This is a genomic window from Acinetobacter sp. NigerLNRRAM0016, from assembly GCF_054112845.1.
Genome location: NZ_JBSYVT010000005.1, coordinates 153,326 through 165,885 on the forward strand (window position 1 = coordinate 153,326; position 12,560 = coordinate 165,885).

The following is a 12,560-nucleotide window of genomic DNA, read 5'->3' on the forward strand; positions in this document are numbered from 1 at the left end:
ATACTTATATAAATTAAGGCAACACTCGACGTAAAGTCGCAAAGCATTTACCCGCTTTTTCGTTATTGCAGAAATTAATGGTGGTTGGGTTTTTCCACTGTACGAAATATTGAGAGATCTCCCCTGACTGGTCTTGTTTATAACCAGAGCAGTCTGTTTCATTGTTATCATATTTCACTTGTAACATTAAAACAGGTAACTGGACAGCCGCATCTTTTGATGCTTGATAGTCATAGACTCCCGTAGACCATTCTTGTCCACTTTTAATGAATACGTCGTTATTGCTTTTAAAATTATAGTACTCAATACATTTTTTATTATTTGGAATTTCCATTCCCCATAAACCTACAATTTCAGGTCGCGTCATAATACGAACTGTATTTTCACTTCGATCTGCCGTTTCTTGAGCATTTTGATTTGCAACAGTACTTTCATTTGCCATGCTCATTGCTGAACATAACATCAACACCACTGTAAGATATGCTTTTTTCATATAGTTAATCAGCCATTGCATCCCTGCAAATAAGTTACCATATTTTTATGCAAAACCATCACTTATAACCATTTCACTACAATCTATTTGCGTAAAAAACTGAACTTTCTTCTTCAAGCTCTAGCACTTTAGCTCGTGCAATCTATAATATGCATTGAAAACGCTTTTTAAATAGAAGCAGTCGTTTAAAATATATCTAACTTCTTAGAATCATAGAAAATCAGCTCGTTTTGATTAAGGACGATCATTTGCAAAAGCAAATCCGACATCTCTTTATTCCTTCATTTAAACAACAATCCTATGCATTTATGCTCTTAGCGATTGTGATTTTCAGTTGTTGTTTAATCGGTATTTTCACACGTCCAATTACCTTTCTAGCACTACTTTGGCCAGCCAATCCAATGCTATTAGGGTTATTTTTAAGATTTCCAAAACTGAATAATATTGGCGGTTGGCTAGGTGCTATCACCGCATATGTAATTGCAGACCTAATTACAGGTAATTCATATGAAGTGACCTTGTATTTAACACTATCAAACCTGATTAGTGTTTCTGTTCCGCTCATTTTAATCTATCTAACCAAGCTCGATTATCGCAACTACAATCAGGGCTTTAGTTTTCTGTACCTGTTTGCCATGTGTGTCGCAGGCTGCATGCTGAGTGCAATTTTTGCAGTACAGAGTATTACCCATGTGCCGAATAGCTTTATGTCCTCTGACCGAATCTGGACAGAATTTGGCATGTGGTGGACGGGTGAAATTGTCAACTTTATTACCTTCTTACCACTCATTTTAACCTTCCCGAAAAAAGATGAACGTCAGAAATGGATTTTCGAACTTTTCACTCAACCGCTAAAAACCAGTGATATTCTGCCCTTTATTGCCATTATTGTATCGGTCGCATTTACACATATTTTTTTCGGACCTGGTGCCTTACTCTATCCACTCGCTGCATTGGTTTGGGCAGCACTGAGTTATCGATTATTCAGTGTGGCATTAATCAATAGTATTGTCTGTATGGTGACTTATCACAGCTTGACCTATTTTTACCTATCTTCTTCATCCAATGCTTTTCTAAGTACCACCATTTCCATTCGTATTGGATTATGTATGCTGGGTATTGCACCTCTGGTATTGTGTGCGATTAGCCAAAACCGCCAGAAGTTGTTTCACCAAGTGCTAGACTATGCAAATCACGATAGTTTGACCAACACCCTTAATAGACGTTATTTTTTAGAACAAAGCCAACTGCTCATTCAACAACCACAGCATAAAACTATTTCAGTCTTGATGATCGATCTCGATCATTTCAAGCAAATGAATGACAAATATGGTCATCATGTCGGTGATTTGGTTTTGCAGCAATTTGCAAGAATCGTCAAACAAAAAATCGGTCCCCATGATTTATTCTCTCGTGTGGGTGGTGAGGAGTTTACCGTACTCACACTCAATGCTTCCTTGACACAAACCTTTGAACTGGCTGAGCGTATTCACCATGCAATTGAAACGGCGACTTTAAATATTGAAGATCACTTACAGATTAAAATTACGATAAGCATCGGAATTGCGCATCAAATTTTACCATTATCGGGTACATTACAACAAATGATTGTTCGTGCAGATCAGGCACTGTATAACGCCAAAGCACAAGGTAGAAATCAAATTATTCTTTCAACATAATGAATGATATATATAATTTAGAAACTGGAGAAAAACAAAAATGAAGTTTTCCGAATATCAACAATATGATGGCTTGGGACTTGCCAAACTTGTTGCAAATAAAGACGTACATCCGCACGAGCTTTTACTGACAGCACTATTAAGAGCTGCAGAGGTAAATCCCAAACTCAATGCAATCACCATCCCTATGCATGACTATGCACAGCAACGCTCACAGCTTTCACTTGAAGGTGCTTTTGCAGGTGTTCCTTTTCTGGTTAAAGATTTATTTCAAGAAATCAAAGGCTATCCCAGTACCTTTGGCAGCCAAGCTTATAAACGCGCAAACTATATCGCTCAAACCAACTCGGAAATCGTCAATCGCTGGGAGAAAGCTGGAATTGTGACCTTTGGTCGCACCAATACTCCCGAATTTGGCATTAAAGGCGTCACCGAACCCGAAGCTTGGGGTACATGTCGCAACCCATGGAATATAAATCATAATAGTGGTGGTTCTTCAGGGGGTTCAGCCTCTGCCGTTGCAGCGGGGATTGTGCCTCTTGCAGGCGCAGGTGATGGTGGTGGTTCAATACGAATTCCAGCCTCGTATTGCGGGCTATTTGGATTAAAACCCAGTCGCGGCAGAACACCTTGGGGACCTCACCTGAGTGAGGCCATGCATGGTGCAGCCATGCAACACGTGTTGACCAAATCTGTACGGGATAGTGCTGCAATGCTCGATGCCACGCAGGGTCCTGAAACTCACTCTCTATTTTCCATCAAAGCGCCAGAACACAGCTACTTGGAAATCATACAACGCCCGCCCAAGCAGCTCAAAATTGCCTATAGCACCAAATCCCCAATTGGAACCAAGGTGTCTGCCGAAGCGGAAGCTGCCATCTTACATACAGCCAAACTATTGGAATCTTTAGGGCATCTTGTGGTTGAAGCTGAACCTGCAATTGATGGAATGAATTTAGCCAAAGACTTTATTACGACATGGTTTAGTCAATTTGCCTATACATTACAAGAGTCACGAAACCTTCTAAATGCAAGTGATGAAGACTTTGAACTGGACTCTCTTGCACTCGCTGCCTTTGGTGAAAAGACTACAGCCTTGCAATATATTCACAACCTGAATAATTGGGGACATTATGCCAGTCAAATGAACCAATTCTTTGAGCAATATGATCTTTACCTCATTCCTTCTACTGCATCTACTGCGCCGAAAAATGGTGAAGTTAAAACACCTGTATGGCAAAAACAATTGCTCAAGGGACTGCTCAAAATAGGACAAGCACATAGACTCGCAGAAGGAAAGCTCATTGAAAAAATTGTCAAAGAGAACTTAAAGTGGGTTCCTTTTACTCAATTGGCCAACATTACAGGATTACCAGCCATGTCCGTTCCGTTATATTGGAACAAGAATCAGCTCCCATTAGGCTCTCAGTTTGTGGCGCCATTTGGACGTGAAGATCGGCTATTACAACTGGCGCATCAATTAGAACAGACTCAACCATGGATGCAAAAGTACAACGAGATTAAGCTCTAGCTTGATTTAAATGGACTTCTGTACTTGATTCGGCAGTGCTGCCACAAAGAGCAACCCCATAAGTACAGCAAGTCCTGCAATCATGAATACAGACTCACCTGAAATGTCAGTCCAATATTTTCCAGCCAGCAGACTACCAGCTGCCACACCTAGCCCCCACATTGTGCTATACAGCGCCTGACCACGGCCCTGCTGAGTCAGCATAAAGTTTTCAAAAATGATGCGCATCGCAATCATATGAAAAAGCCCGAAACTGAATGCATGTATAGTTTGCGCGAGAAATTGTAAGGTGAAACTATGCGGAAATAATCCCACGGCAAACCATCGTAAACTGGTCATAATTAAACAGATACTAACCAGCAAGCGCCAAGAAAATCGTTGTAGAAAAAGATTGGCAAACGCAAACATAATGATTTCTGCGATTACACCAACGGACCAGAGTAATCCAATTGCCGTGGTGGAATAACCTGATTGCTGCAGATAGTTACTATAAAAGCTATAAAAAGGCGCATGTGAAAACAACATAATGAATTCAATAGCAAAAAATGCAGCCACCACAGGTCTTTTTATAATGGGCCACAAAGGATCAAGTTGTTTTTGTGATTTGGGCGCGCTCGTCGGCTCTTTAATCGTAAATGACCAAATGAAAGCCAAAAATGATATACAAAGTAGCATGATCGGGAGCATCGAAATTGGGATAATTTCTAACAATGCACCGATACAAAATACACCGATGATAAAACCAACAGAGCCCCATTTTCGTACTTTGCCATATAATTCAGCTCGTTTCTCTCCGAGCCAAAAAAGTGTAACACCTTCAAATTGAGCAAGGATTGCGTTCTGGAAAAAACTAAAAATGAGCATTAATAAAGCGACGGACTGAAAACTATTCGGTATGACAAAGATCAAAAACCAGATACATGCTTCCATCAAAGTCGCGATACGAACCAATAGCATCCGCTTGCCCGACTTATCTGCAATCCACCCCCAAATAAACGGCGCGAAAAAACGGGTAACAATGGCGATTGAAGATAAAATACCAATTTCTTGATAACTGAAGCCTTGATCTTCAAGATACAGGCTCCAAAACGGCATGAAGGTTCCAACGATACAATAGTAAAATAGGTAGAAACCACCGAGTTTAGTTGTCATTGGAAGGGTTAGCATCAGGTGGTTTTCTCTAGTATTTACAATAGTTTAATGTTTCTCGAAGTTGTAGCCCTTTGTACCTGAAATGCTTGATTAAAAGATAATAGGTATACTTTGAAAAACTCACTATATTTTATCACTTTAGAGGTCAGACACCCATAGATAGTAAGCACAAGTATGCAGGGCTTGCCTAACTTCTATAGCGAACACGCCATCTAATTTGGTAGAGTACTTACGCTTTATGCATCTTCATACTAAGGCTAGTTTTCATTCTAATTAAACGAATGAGGAAAATATGATTGTAGTAAGCGCTTGTTTAGCTGGTTTAAAAGTTCGTTATAACGGTACTGACTGCTTAGATGAAAAAATCAAAAATTTAGTCGATACAGGGAAAGCTATTATTGTTTGCCCTGAAGTTCTTGGTGGTTTACAAACCCCAAGGGAGCCAGCTGAAATTATTGACGGGAACGGTCATGATGTTTTGGATGGAAAAGCTAAAGTTATTGAGCGATCTGGAAAAGATGTGACAGAAGCTTTTATCAAAGGAGCGTATATAACTTTGGAGAAAGTGAAAAACATACAAGCAACAAAAGTAGTGCTTAAAGAGAGCAGCCCTTCTTGTGGTAGTTCTACGATCTCTAATGGTGAGTTTAAAGGTGTCAAAATTAGTGGGGATGGAGTTACCTCAGCCTTACTTAAAAGACATAATATACCAGTGATTTCAGAGGAGGCTTTCTTAACATTATTTCTATAATTTTCTAGCTAAATAGCCATGTATTATCATCGCACCAAATATAAACTTTCTCAGATTCATCAAAACTGACAATATTTAAAAATCAATGCATATAGAGAATATTACGTGATTAGAAATACCCTTATAGCCGCCGTACTTACAGGCTTATCGACCATTTCATTTGCTGATTCTTTGCCTGAATACAAAGACTACCCTGCCAGTGTTTATACGGGGAAAACAGCCAAACTTAAGATGAATAACGATACAGCTAAATCCTTCAAGACGAGGCTTTCTGCTGCATTAAATAGTGACCCTGAATTTGCAGGTGAATATGTAATGGCAGTTTGGGGCTGTGGGACTTCTTGTATTATGCAAACATTTGTCAGCAAACGCACAGGGCAAGTTGTAGAACAAGGCTTTGGTTCTGAATTAGGTCAGAATGTTACTGGTACGCGACCTGACAGCCGCTTACTGATTACCCATGGGATTGAATATGACAATGACTATAACAAAACTGGTGAATATGACTTTTATTATGTATTTGAAAATGGAAAATTTAAACTCATAAAGAAAGTAGAACGTATTGAAGAGTACTAAACTTCACAATACAAACTAGCCTCTTTGATGGTCATTTTACTTGGCTAAGTTGTACCGTACTGTTGGTGGAATTTTATGACTTTATAAAAATTTACTCATTTTAGTTTTGGGGCTAACTACTTTCCAAGTGTATGCCAAGATATGTGCAGACTGTAGGACTCAAACGCAAGCTCAAAATTGGTAAAAACAATGTAAAAAATCAGGACAAATAGGCTGGAAAAGCCTAGACCGTGACGGTCAAGCCATGTGGCTGCCTGTCAAGTAGTGATGCTAAGAAATGCCTTAAGAGGAAAATGTGATAGAAAATGAAATCAAATCTTTCTGTTGATATTGCTGTGATAATAACTCTACTCACAGCTTTTTTTTATGCTTGCGGACAGAACTATCTAGCAGCATATATGGCTGTATTCTACGTAGATCCAGTGGTTTTGAACTTCCTACAGCAGAAAAAATCAATTGGGGATTTCTAAATTGTGCTAATTGGCTGACATTTATATCGCTTGGAGGTTTATTACTAAGCTTCGTATTATATATCTTTGCAATACTCAATATTAGATATCCAAGTAATCTAAAAAATCCTTTTAAGTCCAATAAACAACAACGACCTCAAATTCACAACCAAAGTCTTACAGATGAACAACGTGCAAATCGTATACGTTTATTTTTTTGGCCATTCTTCATTTGTGTTCTAACCTTATCTGCATTTTTCACCTTTGCTGCAATTGATATTAAAACAAGCAAATCTGCTAAAAAAACCTTAGCAAAAACCTTAGCAAATCCCTCACACTTGCCTACAATAAAAGCGCATGGTCAAGAGTTTTATCTTATCAAATGTGGTACTTCGCTCTGTGCTGTAATTGATGAAAAGAAAAATGTGACTCTCATTGAACCGAAGAATATTGTTTTGATTGGTAGCAACTTTAAAGATAAATAAAGTGCCACAAGGCACTCTATTTATCAAAAACTCTAATCCAATTTCTTTACGACTTCGCCAATGTCGACTTGCGATCTACCATTCAAGACCTCAAATCAACATCAGCAATTCATAGAGGTTTTTGCTTCATAATCAAAAGCTAAGATTTCTCTCATTACCTAGATTTGAAAATTGCGCTTCCATATCGTTAAATGCGTCAGTGAAGCCATTCAATGAGATCTTATTCTCAACAAGTTGTTTTTTATTATTCTGGAATCGGGTAAACGCGTAATTACCACGCTTAAATTGTTTAATAAGTTCATCCCCATTTCTGAATAATCCTTCTCGTTCTTGCAAGATTTCATTGTTATCTACATAAACATAAGCAGGATTATCTTTTAAGTTCTTTTCGCCAATATTCACAATGTATTGATGATTAACATGCAAAATTGAAATAGGACCTTTGCTCATCACACAGGCTTTCATGTCTTCAAATACTTTGTATTGACATTTAATTTTCCAGCTAGCACGCCCAAGTAACTTGTTTTCTATTAGATCGATATCGGCATTATTGTTTGCTTTGGCATTCACTTTTAAAATTAAATTAGAGATCCTATCGTCAGCAGCATAAGTATTGTTTGCAATGATAGAATTTAAAAGCAGAAAGGAGAAAAATAATTTTTTACGCATAATGAAATCCCCAATATTAAAAAAATCCCATAATAATCAACATTTTTCTTATTTCTATTGCTTAATGTTTCATTTTCATTAAATAAAGCATATTTTTTAAAATTTATTTCACATATCACCTACCAGTTCTCACTTTTAAACAAATTACTGTCAGATGCTACTTGAATGCCCTTTCTGCCAAGCTTTTAACTAGAGCTTTATCAATGTCAAGAAAAACAAGGAGTTTTGTCCCTTGAACTTATAGATATCACCCAAATCACTATAAAAAATTAAAACTCAAATCACCATAGATGACTATCAACTCTACTTTCAAGAATGAAAAAAGAGAGCGAATTGCTCTCTTCTGGGATTAATCAATATGTGAAATTCTATTCATTTCTGCTATCAGTTCAGGGCGTGTGAGTTTATGAATATCCAAAGCAAACAAGGCATCTAAACGTTTATTAATATGATCAACAGTAATTTGAAATGCTTTCAATTTTTCATCTTCAGGTAGATCTAGATGGGATGGATCTGCAAGCCCCCAATGCGCCTTGATTGCACCACCTAAATAAAGTGGACAGGCTTCATGTGCTGCTTGGTCGCATACCGTAATCACAACATCAGGGTGATATTGCTCACAATCATCAATACTTTTACTCGACAACCCTTCTGTAGACAATCCTAGATTTTCTAAAGTTTTGATCGTTAATGGATGAACCTTTCCTGTTGGTTTACTTCCTGCACTGTAAGCCTTCCAGCCCTCTGGGGCACGGCTATTAAATAACACTTCAGAGAGGATGCTACGGCAACTATTACCCGTACATAAAAATAAGAATTTCATAAAATTACTCACAATGAAGTGAAACAGGCGAATCAATATTTAGCCTATTCATTATTTCGTCATTTTGACTAGAGATAATGGAAACTCTCTGTTTTGCCCAATCGTAGAGCTGGATTTAAACGGTAATAAACCCATTATCCTTGGCATTGATCGAGCAGAATTCATAGGCTTCTGAGTAATGCTAAATGCCTAGAAACCTTAGGCTGACTCATTGAAAGCTGTTCAGTCAATTCGCATATGCAATCATCTTGCTTTGCCATAACAAGCTTCACAATTTCTTAGCGAGTCGGATCTGACAGGCATTTAAAAAAATCAGTTTGATTCATTTCCATTCTCGGAAAAACACTGCATTGTTCTATACAAATTTCCGCTTATTCTTATATATGCAACTACTTTGATTTTTACAGGCTAAATTAGATTACAGCTCGATCAGGTTTTAAATCTACAATTATTTCTTTAATCTTAGGCAATATCATCATTCTACTTAGCATCTTTTATAACAAGAAAAAGTGAGTTCAGAATTCCCCAATATTCGCTATCCAATCCCAGTTACATCACATCCTTTTCTTAAAGGACAAGGCTCACCATCCAACAGATTCTCAAGCATGTTTTGCATATGTTGCAATTGCCCTATTTTCTCTTGGATCAAATATAACTTTTCCTGCAAAATTGTGTGAAATTGCGTGACAGGAATTTCATTTTCTCCTACAAGATCAATAATTTGCTTTATTTCGGCAAGGGTAAAGCCGAGATTTTTTGCGGTCTGGATGAGTTTTAATTGTTGAAGTATCTGTTCGGGATAATCTTTATAGCCATTATTGCGTACCAAGGGCTGGATCAAGTTCATCTTTTCATAAAAACGAATAGTATCCCGACTTAAATTAATCTGTTTTGATAGTTCTCCTATTAGCATGGCTGGCTCCCTTTTATCTTTTTAAAACGCTTGACCATAGAGTGTAGTCCATAGTTTAGCGTAAGCAATATCTATTCATCGAGTTTAATAATATGCCTACATCGTCTCAAACTGCCCTAGTAATTGGTGCAACTGGATTTATCGGCAAATTTCTTATTGCTCAACTACTCAAAGATCATACAAGAGTCTTTGCTATCTGCCGTAATATTGATGAACAAGCAGCTCAACTACGTCATTGGCTGTCACAGCAAAACATCGACCATCAACAACTGAGTTTTATTCAGGGAGATATTACCCAACCAGAATTAGGGTTATCGCCTGAAGACTGGAAAACATTAAATCAAGTGAATTACCTCTACAATACAAGTGCCTTATTCAAATGGCATCTGTCCATGCAGCAGGCTCAAGCGGTTAATGTCGATGGATTGACGAATCTATTGCAGAGTGTAAGCAAGCATTATCATTTAGAACGCGCAATACACTTGTCTGGCTATATGTTGACGCTAGATCAACATCTAAAAAAAGCAGGCATATATCGAGAAAATATCGAAAAAACGCACTGGTCAAAAATCTATGACACTTTAGGCGCTTATGAAGCCTCAAAGATTCAAGGTCATTTTAACTGGATTAAACAGGCAGACTTATTAGATATACCATGGACAGTCATCCACCCTGCGACGGTGATTGGAGATGAAATAAACGGAGAAATTCCTGCTTCTCAACCAATTGCTGCCCTCATTCAACAGCTGCAACAAAGAAAAATGAATGCCCTTCCTGGTACATCAAAGCATTCACTCCCTTTAGTATCGGTCACTATGCTGGTTAATGCTATGGTACATGCAAGTAAAGATCCTCAAAGAATTGGGCAGGAGATTTTAGTCGCAAATCCCAAGCAGATCTCACTTCAAACTTTAGTAAACATTATTGCAAAGACACTACAGATGAACCCTCCACGCCATTTTATTTCCATATCTCTCTTAAAATGCATTTTAAAGTGGCAATGGCTGGCAAATAAATTAGATATGTCAGCAGAAATGTTAAATTTTATCCGAACTGAAAAGCTCGATTTAAGAACATTTAATCGACTCAATCAACAATGGAAAATTCCTCCAACTGAGTTAGAAACAACTATACAAAAGACTGTGGAATGGGTAACTCAATGAGTCATATTCAAATCCTCTAAAATTAAATCCCTTCTATTCTTTTTTATGCCAACTTCTATAAATCTAGGCTACCGTGCATTCTAAAAATAGAGTGCACGAAAAAATAAATATCTATTGATGTCATGATGTGCGTTTGCTCTGCGAAAGAAGATGCCTATCTTGCAAAAAAAGCCCCATACTGGACGCCATTTGTGAACAAATTCACCCCGTTATTTCTTTAGCTCGTCGATTGAGTAATTCAATGATCTCCACACTTTTTATACACCCAGCAATCCAACTGTAAAGCTACAGTTACTCAAACTATCTTTGGATTTCTTCATCTCGTTTTAGTCTTCGATCAATATTTCCCCCTTTTCTTGTATGCCGATGTAGTTGAAGAGTCAGCATTCCATCGCTAACCCAGATATTTCAGACACAAAAAAGAAGTCACTTAGCATGATCTCTCCTAAATCTCATCCAACATGAATTCATGGGTAAATTTAACAATAATGGAGGTCCATAAGCCAGATTGGATAGCTTTGTTCAGATTGAGCTGACTTCCAACTCATGCGGTTATCATGGCATACGAATCATCTATACAAGTTCCGCTACTAAGCCCTACCAATGTCGCTATAATTTCTGCGCAATAAATTGTACAAGTACTCTTACGCTAAGACTGCTAGGTACGAGATATAAATTTGGGCTGTTGTTTCTTTGCAAGAACTTTGTAAGCTTTAAATCCGTAAATAACGCCCAATAAAAAACCTCTCATTATGATTTTTCTCACTGATTGCAAAGTGCTACTAACTTATTGATAGTCTGTAATTCTTAAACTTAATATACTTAACATTCAATATCTTAAATTGCAGCATGTTAAATGAAAAAGTTCATGGCGAAATGGATTTTAATGTCCTTTCTTCTTGTAGCATCAATATCAAGTTATGCGTTCCCACCGCCACCAATTGATATACCAATACGTAATCTTCCTCAGCAAACAGAAGTCTGGTGCTGGGCTGCCGTTGCACAGCAAATCATTCACTACAAAAATGGACCAACGAATACTCCTGAGCAATGTGCGATGGTTGCGCTTTCTAAAAATGCACCAATCCCATATTGCTGCTCACGTTTTTATAATTGCGCAGTAACAGGATCGCTTAGGGAGATTCAACAGCTGCTAAGATATTTTGGTGGAAGTTATATTAGCTACTCAACACCAGCAGACCCAATGACTGTCTACAGAACCTTGGCTCAAAATAAGCCCATTATTATGCAAATCTCGACAACACCATCTGGCTATCCTTCTGGAATGAATCATGTCATTGTGATTCGCGGTATGTTTTTCCAGTCTACACCATCTGGCATAGTCCCAATGCTGATTGTTAATGATCCTTTGAGCCTATACACACTGCCTGTACCCTTTGCACAACTCGCGCAGATTTGGCAAGCAGCAATAGTAGTGCACAATTAACATTTCGCATCAGACCAATCTCTAGAATAGATTAGTCTGATAATCCAACTTACTTATATATTGTCCAATCCAAAATTTAGGAGATTCTGATTCATTAGGCTTATCCTGTAAGTAAACTTTTAAATTTTAGATATTCTTCTTAGATAGAAAAAAAAATCACGTACATAGTTTCCAGTTTTTACATTTATCATGAAAATTTTGATTACACTAATAGTCCAAGTAAAGCTGATATACGAATACTCCTCTTTTATCATAATTTTACTCGACCCCAATTTAGTAACTTCAATGACAAAGACTCTGTATGTAAATGAGCTTTAAGATAAAAGCATATAAGAGCAACATTTAATTTTAACCACCACATCTAGATTACTGACCTAAAAACTTTTTCTGAGATCAGATACGCATCAATATTAGATAACCAGAAAAACT

The 12,560-nt window shown here is 37.6% G+C and carries 12 protein-coding genes and 1 pseudogene; 7 read left to right on the forward strand and 6 right to left on the reverse strand.

Translation table 11 applies throughout. The features are described 5' to 3' along the window. Nucleotides 1-13: 13 nt before the first annotated feature. Nucleotides 14-493, reverse strand: a complete 480-nt coding sequence (locus tag ACWQ4X_RS05670; RefSeq protein ID WP_457903016.1) for a hypothetical protein — start codon at nucleotides 491-493, stop codon at nucleotides 14-16. A gap of 248 nt (nucleotides 494-741) precedes the next feature. Here ACWQ4X_RS05670 and ACWQ4X_RS05675 point away from each other — a divergent pair, with 248 nt between their 5' ends. Further along, nucleotides 742-2,172, forward strand: coding sequence for a sensor domain-containing diguanylate cyclase (locus ACWQ4X_RS05675; protein ID WP_457903017.1), 1,431 nt, complete (start codon nucleotides 742-744; stop codon nucleotides 2,170-2,172). Between the two features lie 40 nt (nucleotides 2,173-2,212). Beyond that, nucleotides 2,213-3,703: an amidase gene (locus ACWQ4X_RS05680; protein WP_457903018.1), complete on the forward strand. Its 1,491-nt coding sequence runs from the start codon at nucleotides 2,213-2,215 to the stop codon at nucleotides 3,701-3,703. A gap of 6 nt (nucleotides 3,704-3,709) precedes the next feature. Here the strand turns inward: ACWQ4X_RS05680 and ACWQ4X_RS05685 are convergent, their stop codons facing one another. Next, nucleotides 3,710-4,855 carry an MFS transporter gene (locus tag ACWQ4X_RS05685; RefSeq protein ID WP_457903019.1) on the reverse strand — a complete coding sequence of 382 codons (1,146 nt, stop codon included), beginning with the start codon at nucleotides 4,853-4,855 and terminating at the stop codon, nucleotides 3,710-3,712. Nucleotides 4,856-5,147: 292 nt separating this feature from the next. On the opposite strand from ACWQ4X_RS05685, the gene ACWQ4X_RS05690 reads away from it, so the two are divergent. From ACWQ4X_RS05690 to ACWQ4X_RS05700, 3 genes are all read left to right on the forward strand, one after another. Then, nucleotides 5,148-5,606 (forward strand): DUF523 domain-containing protein, encoded by a 459-nt coding sequence (locus ACWQ4X_RS05690; protein ID WP_457903020.1) that lies wholly within the window; start codon nucleotides 5,148-5,150, stop codon nucleotides 5,604-5,606. A gap of 105 nt (nucleotides 5,607-5,711) precedes the next feature. Further along, nucleotides 5,712-6,182, forward strand: a complete 471-nt coding sequence (locus ACWQ4X_RS05695; RefSeq protein WP_457903021.1) for a hypothetical protein — start codon at nucleotides 5,712-5,714, stop codon at nucleotides 6,180-6,182. Between the two features lie 370 nt (nucleotides 6,183-6,552). Continuing rightward, a complete protein-coding gene (locus tag ACWQ4X_RS05700; RefSeq protein WP_457903022.1) occupies nucleotides 6,553-7,116 on the forward strand; it encodes a hypothetical protein in 564 nt (187 codons plus the stop codon). Nucleotides 7,117-7,248: 132 nt separating this feature from the next. On the opposite strand, the gene ACWQ4X_RS05705 is transcribed toward ACWQ4X_RS05700, so the two are convergent. From ACWQ4X_RS05705 to ACWQ4X_RS05720, 4 genes and pseudogenes are all read right to left on the reverse strand, one after another. Further along, complete coding sequence (locus ACWQ4X_RS05705; RefSeq protein WP_457903023.1) at nucleotides 7,249-7,785, reverse strand: hypothetical protein; 537 nt, start codon at nucleotides 7,783-7,785, stop codon at nucleotides 7,249-7,251. Between the two features lie 349 nt (nucleotides 7,786-8,134). Continuing rightward, complete coding sequence (locus ACWQ4X_RS05710; RefSeq protein ID WP_457903024.1) at nucleotides 8,135-8,608, reverse strand: arsenate reductase ArsC; 474 nt, start codon at nucleotides 8,606-8,608, stop codon at nucleotides 8,135-8,137. Nucleotides 8,609-8,612: 4 nt separating this feature from the next. Beyond that, nucleotides 8,613-8,883: pseudogene (locus tag ACWQ4X_RS05715) on the reverse strand (ArsR family transcriptional regulator). A 260-nt stretch (nucleotides 8,884-9,143) separates the two neighbouring features. After that, nucleotides 9,144-9,521 (reverse strand): MerR family transcriptional regulator, encoded by a 378-nt coding sequence (locus tag ACWQ4X_RS05720; RefSeq protein ID WP_457903025.1) that lies wholly within the window; start codon nucleotides 9,519-9,521, stop codon nucleotides 9,144-9,146. A 92-nt stretch (nucleotides 9,522-9,613) separates the two neighbouring features. Here ACWQ4X_RS05720 and ACWQ4X_RS05725 point away from each other — a divergent pair, with 92 nt between their 5' ends. Together ACWQ4X_RS05725 and ACWQ4X_RS05730 are read left to right on the forward strand one after the other, a co-directional pair. Continuing rightward, nucleotides 9,614-10,684, forward strand: coding sequence for an SDR family oxidoreductase (locus ACWQ4X_RS05725; RefSeq protein WP_457903026.1), 1,071 nt, complete (start codon nucleotides 9,614-9,616; stop codon nucleotides 10,682-10,684). A gap of 868 nt (nucleotides 10,685-11,552) precedes the next feature. Then, the gene (locus ACWQ4X_RS05730; RefSeq protein WP_457903027.1) at nucleotides 11,553-12,131 is read left to right on the forward strand and encodes a papain-like cysteine protease family protein; all 579 of its coding nucleotides are present in this window, start codon (nucleotides 11,553-11,555) and stop codon (nucleotides 12,129-12,131) included. The last annotated feature ends 429 nt before the right edge of the window (nucleotides 12,132-12,560 follow it).